General features: G+C 42.2%; 15 protein-coding genes and 1 tRNA gene. 5 read left to right on the top strand and 11 right to left on the bottom strand.

Annotation, left to right across the window (positions count from 1 at the left end):
- Positions 1-20: 20 nt before the first annotated feature.
- Both FK004_RS12210 and FK004_RS12205 read right to left on the bottom strand, forming a co-directional pair.
- Complete coding sequence (locus FK004_RS12210; protein ID WP_108737503.1) at positions 21-527, bottom strand: pyridoxamine 5'-phosphate oxidase family protein; 507 nt, start codon at positions 525-527, stop codon at positions 21-23.
- A gap of 29 nt (positions 528-556) precedes the next feature.
- Positions 557-937 (bottom strand): SpoIIAA family protein, encoded by a 381-nt coding sequence (locus FK004_RS12205; protein ID WP_108737502.1) that lies wholly within the window; start codon positions 935-937, stop codon positions 557-559.
- Positions 938-1,093: 156 nt separating this feature from the next.
- On the opposite strand from FK004_RS12205, the gene FK004_RS12200 reads away from it, so the two are divergent.
- Positions 1,094-1,867, top strand: coding sequence for a dienelactone hydrolase family protein (locus FK004_RS12200; protein ID WP_108737501.1), 774 nt, complete (start codon positions 1,094-1,096; stop codon positions 1,865-1,867).
- Between the two features lie 72 nt (positions 1,868-1,939).
- On the opposite strand, the gene FK004_RS12195 is transcribed toward FK004_RS12200, so the two are convergent.
- Positions 1,940-2,287 carry a DUF983 domain-containing protein gene (locus tag FK004_RS12195; protein ID WP_108737500.1) on the bottom strand — a complete coding sequence of 116 codons (348 nt, stop codon included), beginning with the start codon at positions 2,285-2,287 and terminating at the stop codon, positions 1,940-1,942.
- A 152-nt stretch (positions 2,288-2,439) separates the two neighbouring features.
- Here FK004_RS12195 and FK004_RS12190 point away from each other — a divergent pair, with 152 nt between their 5' ends.
- Positions 2,440-3,315, top strand: a complete 876-nt coding sequence (locus FK004_RS12190; RefSeq protein WP_108737499.1) for an AraC family transcriptional regulator — start codon at positions 2,440-2,442, stop codon at positions 3,313-3,315.
- Between the two features lies 1 nt (position 3,316).
- Here the strand turns inward: FK004_RS12190 and FK004_RS12185 are convergent, their stop codons facing one another.
- Entirely contained in the window at positions 3,317-4,543 is a 1,227-nt protein-coding gene (locus FK004_RS12185) for a sterol desaturase family protein (RefSeq protein WP_108737498.1), read from the bottom strand.
- 2 nt (positions 4,544-4,545) lie between these two features.
- A complete protein-coding gene (locus FK004_RS12180) occupies positions 4,546-5,295 on the bottom strand; it encodes an alpha/beta fold hydrolase (RefSeq protein WP_108738833.1) in 750 nt (249 codons plus the stop codon).
- A gap of 306 nt (positions 5,296-5,601) precedes the next feature.
- Here FK004_RS12180 and FK004_RS12175 point away from each other — a divergent pair, with 306 nt between their 5' ends.
- A complete protein-coding gene (locus tag FK004_RS12175) occupies positions 5,602-6,618 on the top strand; it encodes a M28 family metallopeptidase (RefSeq protein ID WP_108737497.1) in 1,017 nt (338 codons plus the stop codon).
- Between the two features lie 85 nt (positions 6,619-6,703).
- On the opposite strand, the gene FK004_RS12170 is transcribed toward FK004_RS12175, so the two are convergent.
- The 6 genes from FK004_RS12170 to FK004_RS12145 form a co-directional block, all read right to left on the bottom strand.
- Entirely contained in the window at positions 6,704-7,759 is a 1,056-nt protein-coding gene (locus FK004_RS12170) for an NAD(P)H-dependent flavin oxidoreductase (protein ID WP_108737496.1), read from the bottom strand.
- Positions 7,760-7,889: 130 nt separating this feature from the next.
- Positions 7,890-8,222: a YegP family protein gene (locus tag FK004_RS12165; RefSeq protein WP_108737495.1), complete on the bottom strand. Its 333-nt coding sequence runs from the start codon at positions 8,220-8,222 to the stop codon at positions 7,890-7,892.
- Positions 8,223-8,454: 232 nt separating this feature from the next.
- Positions 8,455-8,528 (bottom strand) — tRNA-His (locus tag FK004_RS12160).
- A 64-nt stretch (positions 8,529-8,592) separates the two neighbouring features.
- Positions 8,593-9,309: a bacillithiol biosynthesis deacetylase BshB1 gene (bshB1, locus tag FK004_RS12155; RefSeq protein WP_108737494.1), complete on the bottom strand. Its 717-nt coding sequence runs from the start codon at positions 9,307-9,309 to the stop codon at positions 8,593-8,595.
- Between the two features lie 75 nt (positions 9,310-9,384).
- Positions 9,385-10,449 (bottom strand): isochorismate synthase, encoded by a 1,065-nt coding sequence (locus FK004_RS12150; protein WP_108737493.1) that lies wholly within the window; start codon positions 10,447-10,449, stop codon positions 9,385-9,387.
- 14 nt (positions 10,450-10,463) lie between these two features.
- Positions 10,464-10,892: a PaaI family thioesterase gene (locus FK004_RS12145; RefSeq protein ID WP_108737492.1), complete on the bottom strand. Its 429-nt coding sequence runs from the start codon at positions 10,890-10,892 to the stop codon at positions 10,464-10,466.
- A gap of 145 nt (positions 10,893-11,037) precedes the next feature.
- Between FK004_RS12145 and FK004_RS12140 the strand changes: the two genes are divergently transcribed.
- Positions 11,038-12,546: a hypothetical protein gene (locus FK004_RS12140; protein WP_108737491.1), complete on the top strand. Its 1,509-nt coding sequence runs from the start codon at positions 11,038-11,040 to the stop codon at positions 12,544-12,546.
- Between the two features lie 83 nt (positions 12,547-12,629).
- Positions 12,630-16,310 carry a phosphoribosylformylglycinamidine synthase gene (gene purL, locus FK004_RS12135; protein WP_108737490.1) on the top strand — a complete coding sequence of 1,227 codons (3,681 nt, stop codon included), beginning with the start codon at positions 12,630-12,632 and terminating at the stop codon, positions 16,308-16,310.
- Positions 16,311-16,341: the final 31 nt, after the last annotated feature.

Genomic DNA, 16,341 nt, shown 5'->3' with positions numbered 1-16,341 from the left:
GTGTAGGCTAAAAGAACTCGTTATACGCTGATCTTTCCTTCGATACTACCGTCCATTTGTTTTCCGGTAACGGCAGCTACAGCTATTTTCAGCAATGAAACCATCATGCCGTCTTTGGTATCCCAATAATATACATATTCCGGCTGTACCCTGATGATAGATACATTAGGATCTTTTTTTCCATCTTTAAACCAGGCCTTCGCCATTGGGCTCCACTTCTCTTCAATCGTAGACTGATCGGTGTAGATATGGGCGTGTCCATAGATATTTAAATATTCCGAACTCGAAAGTTTGGCAAACAGCAACTGCACTTTGTCGTCCTGTTTGATTTCAAAATTCTTATCGCTATCGGCGCCGCTGATGAACCATAAATTTCCGGCAGCATCTACTTCCTGCAGGTTCATAGGGCGTGTGGAAAAAGGAGCTTTTGTAAGTTCGGTACAGAACATACATACTTTAATATCTTCTGCCAGTTTTTTCAGTTTGGCAATCGCTTCTTCATTGCTGAGGTTTTTATAATTTCCCATGGTATTTATTTTTAGGGGATTGCTCCCGGTTACTTAATAGTATCAATTTTTTCAGCGACCCAGTCAATGGCCAGCTGTAATTCGTTTTTGCGGAATCCTTTGAATTCGCCGGGCATCACTACGCTGAATGCGTTGGTAAACTGGATGACACCTTCAGAATCGGATACAATGGCGGCACGGTTCCATTTGGTGATATTTTTAATGCCTAATAATGCATCCTGCAGCCAGGCACCGGCGGAAAATTCCTTTAACTCCGTATCCAGCAACAAGAGGTAATTCAGTTTGTCCGTACGCTGTACGAGTGCTTCAACTTCCGGTATCACCAGGTTGGTAAAATCCTCTTTGGTAATTTCGCCTACCGCACGAAAAGCGGCTATCGTATCGGGTACATCTTTGAGTTTCTCAATCATGGTAATTTGATTTAGTGTGGAACGATTTGGATGTTCGGTTAAACAGTATCAAACTTAGTTGTATTCTTTTGAACCTGCTTTACATTATTTTATGAAAGCCTTATAGCATTTCCACAAATACCTAATTATATTTGTATAGAACCAAATCACACTACTATGAAAAAAATTATTTTACCCCTGCTGTTGGCTGTTATCGTCCACACAGAAGCGTTGGCACAGCTAAAGCCTGTAGCCTATAAAGACAAAGATCAAAAGCTTAATGGTTTTGCAATAGCACCCAAAAAAACAACCAAATCCAAACCCGGAATCCTGATCCTGCCTGCCTGGAAAGGTATTGATGATCATTCTAAAGAGGTAGCACAGGAACTGTCCGGTTTAGGGTATTATGCCTTTGTCGCTGATATTTATGGAGAGGGGAATTACCCAAAAGACCTGAAAGAAGCCGGAGAACAATCCGGTAAATACAAAAAAGACTACCAACTGTATACAAAACGAATTGACCTTGCCCGCCAGGAATTGATTAAGGCTGGTGCCAATGCTGATAATATTGTTATTATTGGGTATTGCTTCGGTGGTACAGGAGTTTTGGAAGCGGCCCGTAGCGGTATGGATGTTAGAGGTGTAGTGTCCTTTCATGGCGGACTGGGTAAAGAAGCCGATCGCAAAAATGGCCCAATCAAAACCGGGGTATTGGTATTGCATGGCGCAGATGATCCATATGTACCGCAAAAAGATGTACTTGCGTTTCAACAGGAGATGCGTGATGGCAAGGCCGACTGGGAGATGATCTATTATGCCAATGCTGTACATGCCTTTACGGAGAAATCAGCGGGAAATGATAATTCCAAAGGGGCTGCCTATAATGAAAAAGCCGATAAAAGATCGTGGAAACATTTCCTGATGTTCCTGGACGAAACCCTGAAAAAATAAGAAGAAGAAATAACTAAAAAGAGCCCCGGCCAGTAGCTATCAGACCTGTCCGGGGCTTTATAAATTGGTCCGTTATACGTTCCGGAAAATATACATCCAGATCGTTCGCGACAACCTGAAATTGGTAGTACTCAGGAGTATAAAAGCAATAATCACAATGATTATAATCGGGATATTTTCCAATCCCAATGCTTTACAGGCTAATAACAATACCACCATCTGGGGAACTGCTACCGCATAGCTCACAAACATCGCCCCAAAGAAAAACCCCGGTTCCCGTTCGAAGGAATGCCCACAAACGTCACATTTTTGTTTCATCTTCGGCATTTGAAAAAGAAATGGATTTCCTAATTTCTCAAAAATGCGTCCTTTTTCACAGTGGGGACATCTTCCTCTAAAAATATTTAATATCATTGACATAGTCTATCATTTAGTACACTACAAATTTACGGCAGGCTATTGCAAATAATCTTATACTTATCGCTCACAAATTTGTACTTTTAGGACATAATTTCAATCAGTCAGTACGGTATTTTTGTAACTGGCACTGCAGGGCTAAAAAAATAAAACGTATGAAATCAGTACAGGTACTTGACATCCAACAATTTGAAAAGAATACAATCAATCCTGATTTTTATGCCAATACGTTTGTAAAGCATTTGGAGTTTTATCACAAATCGATCACCATTCCGCACAAGCATAATTTCTATGTGACAGTACTTTTTACACAGGGAAGCGGCATCCATGAAATCGATTTTAATGCCTATACCATACAGCCCGGCAGCATCTTCCTGCTCAATCCGGGACAGACGCACCACTGGGTACTTTCTGATGATTGTGACGGATTTATATTCTTCCATACCCAGGCCTTTTATGACTTTCAGTTCAACAGCAAATCCATCACCAATTTCCCTTTCTTTTTTTCCACACAAAATCCTCCCTTCATCTATATTGACCAGGAGCAACTTGAAAAAATGATCCGTTCATTTACCGTGATACTGGAAGAATATGAAAATGAGTACCTGCTGAAACGCCAGAAAATCATCAGCCTGATCGATATGATGTATATTGATATGACGCGTTTGTATGAAAAGGAAAACGATACACTGGTACACAAATCCAATCCGTATGCTGATAAATTGAAACACCTGGAACGCCTGGTTGAAACGCATTTCCTAACGGAGAAATCGCCCGCCGGATATGCTGACCTAATGAACATTAGTACCAAACACCTGAACAGGATCACAAAAACCGTATTGGGAAAAACCACCTCCGACCTGATTATCGAACGTATCATACTGGAAGCCAAAAGGATGTTTGTACAATCCCGGGATTCGTTTACCAATATTGCACTATACCTGGGCTATGATGATTATGCTTATTTCTCCCGGTTATTCAAATCCAAAACCAACGAGACGCCTTCACAATTTATAGAGCGTTACAAATAGTCTATTTATCGACATGAGGCTCGCGGTACACAAAACGCAGGTATTTCTGATCCAGGTCAAAAGCATCGTTTAATATGGCGATGGCTAAAATGGGTAAGATAAGGAACTCCACCCGCCCAAATACCATAAAAACATAAGCAAAAAGCAATAATATGCGGGAATATTCCAGATAATGGATCCATTTCCGCTGCTCGAGCAATGCCCCACAGTTAATTAGTGTGAGCAGTATAAATAATACAATACAGGTTTTGGCTGCAAATCCGAGGTAATTGAAAAACAGGGTAAACAGCGTTAATACAACTACCGAAAGCCCGACCTGAAAATTCAGGTACTTCTTAAACGGCAGGATACAGGGTTGTTTTTCTTTGTCCTGCAGGAATTTACGTTCCAGGATCGGGCGGATATTCTGGTCCATCACCGCAGGGCTGCCAAAGATGATCCGGAGCCTGTTCTTAAGGCCTACAGTTCGCCGGCAGGCTTCGATGATTTCAAGGTAGTAATGGAAATGCTGCCACAGGAAACTGTAGCTTTTCAGGGGATGCGTCAATCCGTATTTGGGCGCTTCTTCTTCTTTCTGGAAAGTCCCGAACAACTTATCCCAAAACACAAAAACATCCCCGTAATTCTTATCCAGGTATTTTTCGTCCGAAGCATGGTGAATGCCATGCAGCGAAGGCGTAATCAGTACATATTCCAGCCAGCCGATACTTTTGATCATTTGGGTGTGTGTAAAAAAGGAATAGGCACCGTGGACAATCAGGATGATTGATACAATAGCGGGATGAAAACCGACAAATGGCAGCAGGCACCAGAAACAATCCCGGATAATGGCCTGGAAGGTCGTGATACGGGCGGCTACAGTGTAATTGAACTCCTCACTCTGATGGTGCACGATATGGGCAGCCCAGAAAAAATTCACTTCATGGCCGAGGCGGTGGTACCAATACCACACAAAATCGGTTGTTAACAATAAAAAAATCCATATCGCCCAGTGATTGGGGATTTCGAACAGGGCATAATGGTTGTATATCCAATAATACAGCTGTACAAAACTGGCTGCTATAAACAGGTCCAGCAACCGCTCTGCAATCCCGATGGTAACATTGGAAACCGAACTTTCATAGCGGAATACTGTATTTTTCTTCTTCCGTTTTGTAAAGGCATATTCCAGATATAAAAATATAAAGAATGCCGGCATTGCAAATGCCAGATAATTAATATTTTCCATAATTATTTACTTAGAAAAACTTTGAGGTATTGGTTGAACAGAATAGGTTGTTCCATCATCGGAACGTGGCCACATTCATCGATCAGGTGTAATTTGGAATGCGGGATAAGGGTATGAAACTCCCGGGCCACTTCGGGTGGCGTCACAATATCCTGAAGCCCCCAGATCAAAAGTACCGGTATTTTAATCTCAGCCAGGCGGTCTTTGAGGTTTTGCCTTTGCGCATCCCGGGCCAGGCTGATAACCGCTATGACTTTGGAATTATTCTGGACGATGCTGTACACGCTATCCACCACTTCGGCATTCACCACTTCTTTGCGGTCAAACACATCTTCTACTTTCTTACGGATATAATTGTAGTCTTTGACCCGTGGAAAACCACCGCCAAAAGAATTTTCATATAATCCTGAACTCCCGGTCAGGACCAGTTTGCTGACTTTATCAGGATGTTTTAGCGTATACAATAATGCCACATGCCCACCCAGTGAATTTCCAATCAGTATTGGATTTTGGATGTTATGATCCAGGATATACTTTTCTAAAAATACGACCAGGCGATCCAGGCGGTTGCGTCCCAGGACAGTATCAAATAATGGCAATAAAGGGGTATAAAGATTATAATCTGCTGAAAACACATCCTGTACTGCTTTCCAGTTGCTGAGGTTTCCAAAGAGCCCGTGTAAAAGAATCACAGGCTGGCGCAATTCGTTTTCGTCCTGCTCCGGGTTATTGGCGGTTAGTGTATACTCCATATCTTTCTCATTAAAATTAAATTTAAACGAACGCTGCCGTCTGAAAAAAGCAATAGCATTTGCAACAAAAGTAAGCATTAATATTATTAGTCTAGTAACTTAGTAGACTAAAAGTAATTTGTTTCTTTCAAGCGGCTTATAATGAGCTGCCCAGCAAGAGTTCCGAAGCTCAAACTCCAACAGTCCGGCAGCCCTGAATCCCGTAAGCCGGGCATTACAAAAGAGCTTTTGCAACCGGAATTGAAAAAATATTTTTTTACAGCAGAAAAAAAACTATTTTAGTACAAAATAGAAACCCAACAACCGATGAGAAAAATTGTAGTAATAGGACTGGCTTTAGTAGCGTTATCGTGCGGCGGCGGCAAAAACAATACTTCAGAGAAATACCTGGTCAAATACATGAATACCATTACGCCGGAGGAGCTGAAAACCCATTTATATATTGTAGCCTCTGATGAAAATGAAGGCAGGGATACAGGTTCCAAAGGTCAGAAAAGAGCAGGACAATATCTTATCGACCAATACAAAAGCAATGGTATTTCCTATCCTAAGGGAGCCGAAAACTTTTACCAGAAAGTACCTTCTGAATTTATGGCTCGTGCCTATAGCCCAAAATTACCAGATTCCGAAAACATCTGGGCATATATTGAAGGCAGTGAAAAACCGGATGAGATTTTAGTTATTTCAGCCCATTACGACCACGTAGGAATGAAAAACGGGGAAGTTTATAATGGAGCCGACGATGATGGTTCCGGAACAGTAACACTGCTTGAAATTGCACAGGCTTTTATGCAGGCGAAAAAAGAGGGTCATGGCCCCAAACGTTCCATCTTATTCCTGCATGTTACCGGCGAAGAGCACGGCCTTCACGGATCGCGTTATTATTCTGAACATCCGCTTTTCCCGCTGGCGAATACCATTACCGACCTTAACATCGATATGATTGGCCGACGCGATGCGAAACACAAAGACAATCCGAATTATGTGTACCTGATCGGTTCCGACCGACTGAGTACTGATCTTCATAAAATTTCGGAAGAAGCCAATAAAAAATATGGCCATTTAGAACTGGATTACAAATACAACGCACTGAATGACCCGGAACAAATCTATTACCGTTCCGACCATTATAACTTTGCTAAAAAAGGAGTACCTGCTTTATTTTACTTCAATGGTGTCCATGAGGATTACCACCTTCCGGGAGATACACCAGACAAAATTGAATATGATATCTTAGCCAAAAGAGCCCGATTGGTATTTGCCACAGCTTGGGAACTGGCCAACCGCGAAAACCGCCCTGTCGTAGACAAAACTGGAGAATAAAATCCTGCCCTGATACAAAAACTCCGAATGGAAACATTCGGAGTTTATTTATGGCGTCACCGCACTATTTCTTTATTAAATAAAATTACCAGCCGTCCTGCACCAATTCCAGAAACAATTCGGCAGTGGTGCCTCTTTTGGCTTTTGAAGAAGATTGCCCGGCCCAAAGGGACAGGAATTCTTTTCGTTGTGCTCCTGCTGCAAAACTGCGGATTCCCGATGTCAGGAAATTATGAATTACATAATCGGGAATTTCCAAACCGGCATTTTCGATCGATTCCAGCAAGACATTCCGGATGCCTCTCGCCCATCGTCCTGTCAGGGCTTTGGTCACTACGGTATCGGTATCTTTAGCCCCCATTACTGCTTCTTTATAAATTTCAGAAGCGGCACTTTCTGCGGCAGGAATAAAAAGGCTTCCCACCTGCACCCCGGCGGCACCTAATAGAAATGCTGCACGCATTGCCCTGTTTGTAGCAATACCGCCAGCAGCCAAAACCGGAATTTGCACGGCATCGGAAATCAGTGGAATTAACGACATGGAGCCTATTTGCGGCAATCGGTCCTGCTGTAGGAAAGAACCCCGGTGCCCGCCAGCTTCAATCCCCTGTGCGGTAACGATAGCCACACCGCTTTGTTCCAATACCAATGCCTCAGCAACACTTGTCGCCGTACCTATAACCGTTATTTTCTTTTCCTGCAATCGTGACATCGAATGCTGATCCAGCACCCCGAATGTGCTGCTAACCACTGGGACCTTATTTCGTAGTATACTATCCAGCTGTTCCTGATAACCGACAAACTTAAATTCCGAAGTATCACGAACGGTATAAGGAAGGCCATGCGCAAGAGAAAAAGCGGCCAGAAAATCCTGCATCGCGTTGAGAATGGCAGGATTCGTATGAGTCGGTATTTCATGGGCAAAAACATTCACCGCAAAAGGCTGGTCTGTCAGTCGCTTTGTGGCCTGAATCAATTCTTCCACTTTATCCGGTGCAAGTCCACCCACTGGCAACGATCCCAAACCGCCCGAATTAGAAACAGCGGCAACCATAGCGGGTGTTGTAACGCCCAGCATCGGCCCCTGCACTACCGGGATTTTTATCTTTAACGCTTCAATTAGTTTTGTTTTTCTTTCCATAGCGATTCGTGATGGTCATTAAAATGTGCCCTAAAGATACAGCTTGATTGTGGGAAATAAAAAAACCAATACAATGGATGTACTGGTTTTTACTGTATCGTAACGGAAGTAATCGAAAGATAATACTATATTAATCCAGTTCTTCCTTAATTTTTGCCTCCGGTGCATTTTTCATTACTGAAGCAATACCATTGTCCCGTCCTGCGGCAGAAGCATACATCTCTCCTGTACCAATGATCTGGCCGTTTGTGGCTTTCAGGTTGAAATGAAATTGACCATTTTTGGCTTCTTTTTTTTCAAATTTAGACTCGTCCTGAGAATTTTTCCGGACAGACTCAATACCGCTATGACAATTCGTTTTGGTCGTATACCCTTCACTAACCAATATCGGCTCGCCATTTCCGGCTTTTAAAACAAACTGGAATTCTCCATTTTTTCTTTTTGTAACTAAAAACGTTCCCATAGTATTCTATTTATAGTTAATAAGCAGCAATTTAGTTAAAAAAAACTTAAGTTCAATAATAAATATCGCATTATGTACTGAATGTCTTATGAAAATATTCGCAAGTTAATTTTAAATGAATTGGTTTTTTTATCGCTTGAATTGATACAAAAGGAAGAGAGCTCGGGAAAATAAAACTGGAAGTTATAGTAACAAAAAAAGCTCCAGATTTCTCTGAAGCTTTAAATTTCTGGGTGGATGACCGGGTTCGAACCGGCGACCCTCGGCACCACAAACCGATGCTCTAACCAGCTGAGCTACAACCACCATTTGTTTAACGAGTGCAAATATAAGACTCATTTTGGTTTCTACAAATAAAATTTGAAGAAATTTACACTAAATCTCCTAAACTATTGACTGCCAAATATCTTTCCACTGTAAATCCTTCGGCATAATCAGTGTTGATCAGCCTGCCCAGGTCCTGCGCGCGATAAAGGATGCTGTCTTTAAAGTTTTTTGTAGCAATTGGCGTTACCGGAGCCTTGGAATCCGGATCATAAAACTGGGATTTGTAGGCCATCAGGGAAGCTACTTTAATATCCATGAATCCGGTGACGTCCACGACAAAGTCCGGTGTAAGGTTTTTCCACTGTATGTAATGGTACACCAGCTTTGGACGCCAGGCATCCTGGAATGCACCTTCCTCCTGCGTTTCAATCTTAATCAGCCCGGAAAGGAAACAGGCGTCGGAAACCAGTTTGCTCCCTTTTCCATGATCGATATGTCGGTCATCGACAGCATTGCAAATCACAATCTCGGGTTGGTACTTCCGGATCATGCGGATCACTTCCCGTTGGTGCGCTTCATCATTGGTAAAAAAACCATCCCGGAACCGTAGATTCTCGCGAACGGAAACCCCAAGGATCTTCCCGGCATTTTCGGCCTCTTCATCACGGATTTCAGCAGTACCGCGCGTCCCTAATTCACCACGGGTGAGATCCACAATACCTACTGTTCTCCCCAAAGAGATTTCTTTTGCAATCGTAGCACCACAACTCAATTCCACGTCATCGGGATGTGCGCCAAATACTAATATATCTAATTTCATACGTATTATTTTATGGCCCCAAAGGTAGGTCGCTATCCTATTGGGCACCTGTGATTTTTTCTATTTAACGTTACTTTATAGCAAAACCCGCTTCATGGTCATCGCTTTATTGACTGTTTCCTGGAACTCTTTTTCGGGATCACTGTCCCGCGTAATGCCACATCCGATGTACAAATTAGCTTCACTTCCTATAAGCTGCATGCACCGCAGGTTGACATAAAAGTCAGAAGCTGCCTGCCCGGTTTGAAAATTCTTTTGCAATTCACCCAGAAATCCGGAATAAAACTCCCGGTCATAGCCTTCTGCTGCCAGGATAAACTGTTTGGCACTTTCCTTTGGCAAGCCACAAACGGCAGGTGTTGGATGCAATACTGTTACCACTTCCTTTACCGTAGCTCCGGCTTTCAATGTTCCTGTGATATCGGTTTTAATGTGTACTATCCCGCCCGCCCGCAGGGTATGCGGTGAAGAGAGCTTAATTTCAGTTGTATAGTCCCGGAGTTCCTGAACGATAAAATCAGTCACGAAAAGTTGTTCCTGCCGTTCTTTTTCGGGCCAATGTACCTCTTCCGTATCCTGGTACTTTTGAGTGCCTGCCAATGCCATGGTGGTAAAATGGCCACGGTCGCTCTGTACTAATTTTTCGGGTGTTGCCCCCATCCAAAGCCCTATTTCCGGATGATACCAAATATAAACAAATGCCGCAGGATACGCCTGAAGCAATTTTTCAAACACTACTGCGTAATCCCTTTCCTGAAGCACTACCTTTTCTTTGCGCGATAGCACTACTTTGGAAAAACGGCCTTCTTCTATAGCAGCTACTCCGGAAGCAACCAGTGCTTCAAAATGCTGCCGGGCTTGATCATCCGCCTCAAACGAATCATCTGCCATGCTTTTTATAACTTTAGGTACAAATGCTTCCCGAATGACTTCGGAATGCGCTTCCGGAATTAATATGGTAGGGTTACGGCTATCAAAAGGAGCAAAAACAAATCCGGTTTCACTCAGGTCTTCCGATAAAAACAAAGCTGCTGTATCCTGAAAAATTCCGGTAATCCCGGTTTCGAGCTGTTTTCTGTAGACTACAAAAGGAAGGTTTTTCTCCTGCTGTACTTTTATACGATCCAATATATTTATCATGTCCGTAGCCTCTTTTATTTTTTGATGCGCGGTAACACCATATTAGTCAGTTTGCACAAAGAAATCAGGTTTCCGGCTTCATCGGTCACTTTTATTTCCCACAAATGGATGGTTCTTCCTTTATGAATAATGCGTGCCGTACCAAAAACGACCCCTTCCCGCTTGCTTTTTAAATGATTGGCTGAGATTTCAATCCCCCGTACTTCCTCTTCTTCAGGATTGATATATAATATAGAGGCTGCACTGCCCACCGATTCTGCCAACGCTACTGATGCGCCGCCATGTAAGAGTCCCATCGGTTGGTGCACCCTTGAGTTCACCGGCATTTTCGCGACTAAGAAATCCTCACCCGCATCAATAAATTCAATTTCCAGTGTTTCCATCAGTGTGTTTTCAGAAAACTTTTGGCACATCGCCAGCATTTTTTCTTTATCAAAAGACATAATTTCAAATTTTAGATTGGTAAAATTAAAGAATAAAATGATTGTAACTGGTTAAAAATAGTGTTTTCAGGCTCCTGTCAGGAATTAAAATAAGTTATTTTTAAATTATGCAATTAATATTTACATTTACCAAAATTACCATTCCATGCGTCATTATATCTATACATTCCTGGTTCTAACAATTGTGTGCTTTACTTCCTGCCGTAAAGACTTTGATTTCGAAACCAGTTCCGGTGGATTGGAGTTTTCCAGGGATACCATATACCTCGACACGGTGTTTGCCAACATCGGTTCCAGCACCTACACCTTAAAGGTATACAACCGAAGTAATAAAGACATCAGCATCCCTTCCGTGAAACTGGGCAAAGGCCTGGATTCCAAATACCGCATCACAGTAGATGGAATGACCGGAAACGACAATAAGATTTTTACCAATGTAGAAGTACTGGCCAAAGACAGTCTTTATATTTATATTCAAACTACAGCAGCTATCGGGGATGCCAATCCTACGGACTTCCTATATACTGACGAAATACAATTTTCCGGCGGCGGTGTTACCCAAAATGTAAACTTAGTCACCCTGATCCAGGATGCTGTCTTCCTGTATCCTGCACGGAATACAGATGGAACCTACGAAACCCTGCCTATTGGTGGTGAAGAAGTCTATGGTTTCTTCCTTGATGATAGTGAACTCCACTGGACGGCTCAAAAACCCTATGTCATTTACGGCTATGCAGCCATCCCAGGGAACAAAACGCTTACTATCGATCCCGGAGCAAAAATCCATTTCCATTCCGGATCCGGATTAATCGCTGCCAACAATGCTTCCTTACAGGTCAACGGTACATTAACCGATCAGGTGGTTTTTGAAGGGGACCGCCTCGAGCCCTCTTTTTCCGATACACCAGGACAATGGGGTACGATCTGGCTCACTTCGGGTAGTGTGAACAACAGTATTAATTATGCTACTATCAAAAATGCCGGAATTGGAATATTGGTTGAAAATTCGCCTTTAGTGATCAAAAATACCCAACTGTACAATCATACCAATTCAGGAATATTGGCACGAACCGGAGTTATCACCGGAGAGAATGTAGTCATCAGCCGAACCGGTGAAAGTACTTTTGCAGGGACGTATGGTGGAACATATAACTTTAGCCAATCTACCTTTGGCAATTACTGGAATAGCGGCTCGCGTTCTGCTCCTACTGTTACCCTGACCAACTTTATAGAAACTTCTACGGGAACCTTAACGGAAAACCTACAGAATTCCAGCTTTACCAACTGTATCATATACGGTAATAACAACCTTGAATTGGGACTAAGCAAGAATAACAATGCACAATTCCAGCTTGCCTTCAACTATTGCCTGATCAAATTTATTGACTTTTCCGGGCAGTACGGCAGCAATCCACTGTACCAGTTTACCAGCAGTACTGCGTCCAGTGATGTGTATTATAACAATTGCCTGATCGCCAAAACATCCACCTCGAACAACCCGAGGTTTATCAATCCGGGGAATAATAACCTCAAAATACAGGAAAGTTCTGCTGCACGAAATGTAGCACCTTCTACACCAGTTCCCAATGATATCTTAGGAAATCCAAGGAGTACCCCTGCAGATTTGGGGGCTTATAATTATAGTGCAGAATAATTTTCAAATAAAGCGTTTTCAAATTGCCTATTTCATACAATTGAATTAATTTTGCGTAACGCAACAACATAACTAAAAACAACATGATTCATTTCTTCGGAAACCAAACAAATACGGTTTTTGCAGTTCAGTCGCAAAACGAACTTTCTGCTGAAAATATCTCAAAATTAAACTGGCTTTTTGGCGACGCTCATAAAATAGAAAAATCCGTGCTTGCGGATTTTTTTGTTGGCCCCCGTGCCGCAATGATTACGCCATGGAGTACGAATGCTGTTGAAATTACCCAGAACATGGGAATTGAAGGCATCCTCAGGATTGAAGAATTCCAGAAAGTAGCCGATACTTTCACCGATTTCGACCCGATGCTTTCGCAAAAATATACCGAATTAAACCAGGAAATCTATACCATTGCGATACAGCCCGAACCGATTTTGGAAATTGGGGATATCGCGGCATTCAATGCTACAGAAGGATTGGCATTGAGTACTGAAGAAGTAGACTATCTTAATACGCTTTCCGAAAAAATAGGCCGTAAGCTTACCGATTCCGAAGTATTTGGATTTTCACAGGTCAATTCAGAACACTGCCGCCACAAAATTTTCAACGGTACGTTTGTGATCGACGGGGAAGAAAAACCATCTTCGCTATTCAAACTGATCAAAAAGACGGCTTCTGAAAATCCGAATGATATTGTTTCTGCTTATAAAGACAATGTGGCTTTTGTAAAAGGCCCTACCGTACAACAATTCGCACCTAAATCAGCCGATAAGCCTGATTTTTATACAACCAAAGATTTTGATTCTGTTATTTCCCTGAAAGCAGAAACCCATAACTTCCCCACCACGGTAGAACCTTTTAATGGGGCCGCAACAGGTTCCGGAGGTGAAATCCGTGATCGTCTCGCAGGAGGTCAGGGCTCATTGCCATTAGCCGGAACAGCGGTATACATGACCGCCTATTCCCGACTGGAAGCAGACCGCAACTGGGAGAACGGAATGGACGAAAGAAAATGGCTGTACCAGACACCAATGGACATCCTGATTAAAGCGTCTAATGGTGCTTCCGATTTTGGAAATAAATTCGGCCAGCCGCTTATTACCGGTTCCGTATTGACCTTTGAACACGAAGAAGACAACCGCAAGTTAGGATTTGACAAAGTCATTATGCTTGCTGGTGGAATTGGGTATGGCAAAGAAAGTCAGGCGATCAAAAAGAAACCACAACCGGGCGATAAAATCGTCATTTTAGGGGGTGAAAATTATAGAATCGGAATGGGTGGTGCTGCAGTTTCGTCCGCAGATACCGGTGCCTTCAATTCGGGTATCGAGCTGAATGCCATCCAGCGTTCTAATCCTGAAATGCAAAAACGGGCTGCCAATGCAATTCGCGGATTGGTAGAAAGCGATGAAAATCCTATCGTTTCCATCCACGATCACGGTGCAGGTGGCCACCTGAACTGCCTGTCTGAACTGGTTGAAGAAACCGGAGGCTTAATTGACCTGGACAAATTACCGGTGGGAGACCCTACCCTTTCTGCTAAAGAAATCATCGGTAACGAATCCCAGGAAAGAATGGGATTGGTTATTGGACAAAAAGATATGGATACCCTGCAAAAAATTGCCGACCGGGAACGTTCGCCAATGTACGCTGTGGGGGATGTAACCGGAAATCACCGCTTTACATTTGAATCTAAAACTACAGGCGCAAAACCTATGGATTTTGCTTTGGAAGACATGTTTGGAAGTTCTCCAAAAGTAGTAATGGAAGATACTACAATTACTCGAAACTATAAAGAAATTGATTATTATTCAGAAACTGGTTTATTAATAGAGGGGCTAAGTTTATATACTGAAACAGAAAAAATATTACAATTGGAGGCGGTAGCTTGTAAAGATTGGCTGACCAACAAAGTAGACCGTTGTGTTGGTGGAAAAGTAGCCAAACAACAATGTGCTGGACCTTTACAATTGCCTTTGAATAATGTTGGGGTAATGGCGTTGGATTATTTAGGAAAAGAAGGCGTTGCAACATCTATTGGTCATGCGCCTATTTCTGCCCTCATTGATCCTGTTGCTGGAAGCCGAAATGCCATTGCAGAAGCATTATCAAATATCATCTGGGCACCGATCAAAAACGGATTACAGGGTGTATCACTTTCAGCCAACTGGATGTGGGCCTGTAAAAATGAAGGCGAAGATGCCCGACTCTATGAAGCAGTAAAAGGCTGTTCTGATTTTGCTATTGAACTTGGAATCAATATCCCAACCGGAAAAGATTCCCTGTCTATGAAACAGAAATATGCCGATGGTGATGTTATCGCTCCGGGTACTGTAATAATATCCGCAGGAGGAAACTGTACCGACATTAAAAAAGTGGTAGAGCCTGTATTACAGAAAAACGGTGGAAACATCTATTACATTAACCTTTCTCAGGATGCTTACAAACTGGGAGGATCTTCTTATGCTCAAATTAGGAAATCAATTGGTCATGAAACTCCAACAATAAAAAATTCTGATTTTTTTAAAAATGCATTTAATGCCATTCAAGAACTAATCTTAGATGGTGATATAATTGCTGGGCATGATATTGGAAGTGGAGGATTAATTACTACATTATTAGAGATGTGCTTCGCAGACAATAATCTTGGTGCAAGAATTTCATTTAGTAAATTAAGCGAGAAAAATTTAGTAAAAATTCTTTTTTCTGAAAATATTGGAATAGTATTTCAAGCGAACAAGCAGAGTAATATTGAGCAAAAATTATCTCAAAAAAATATAGAGTTTTTTAAAATTGGTCAAGTTGAAAAAAGTAAAAATCTTTCGATCGAAGGAAATCTATTTGAAGTTTCAGAATTTAGAGATATCTGGTACAAAACGTCTTATTTATTAGACCGCAAACAATCGGGTGCCCAAAAAGCCAAAGAACGTTTTGACAACTATAAAAACCAACCGCTTCAGTTTAGCTTCCCAAGCCACTTTACAGGTAAAAAACCAGTAATTGATGCTGCAACAGCAAGACCAAAAGCAGCCATCATCCGTGAAAAAGGGAGTAATTCCGAACGCGAGATGGCCAATGCGATGTACCTGGCCGGATTTGACGTGAAAGACGTACACATGACGGACTTAATCTCCGGAAGGGAAACACTGGAAGACATTCAGTTTATCGGTGCTGTAGGTGGATTCTCTAACTCTGACGTTCTGGGTTCTGCCAAAGGATGGGCTGGTGCCTTTTTATACAATGAAAAAGCCAAAACAGCCTTGGACAACTTCTTCAAAAGAGAAGATACCTTATCGGTAGGAATCTGTAACGGATGCCAGCTTTTTGTAGAATTAGGCCTGATCAACCCGGATCATGAGAAGAAGCCAAAAATGCTCCATAACGATTCTAAAAAACACGAAAGTGGCTTTACTTCTGTAAAAGTACAGGAGAACAATTCCGTAATGCTGAATACATTAGCCGGAAGTACTTTAGGTGTTTGGATTTCTCATGGTGAAGGTAAATTTGAACTTCCGTATAGCGAAAACCGCTATAATGTGGTTTCTAAATATGCTTATGAAGGTTACCCTGCCAATCCTAATGGTTCGGCCTTTGATATCGCAATGATGTGTGATACTACAGGACGCCACCTGGTGATGATGCCACACATTGAGCGTTCGACGTTCCAGTGGAACTGGGCTAATTATCCGGAAGGACGAAACGATGAAGTTTCCCCTTGGCATGAAGCGTTTGTCAATGCACGAAAATGGATTGAAACCCAAAAATAATATTCCACTCTATCCCCTGATTGCTTCAGGG

This window comes from Flavobacterium kingsejongi (assembly GCF_003076475.1).
GTDB classification, from domain to species: Bacteria; Bacteroidota; Bacteroidia; order Flavobacteriales; family Flavobacteriaceae; genus Flavobacterium; species Flavobacterium kingsejongi.
This window is presented reverse-complemented; position numbering and strand designations above follow the sequence as displayed.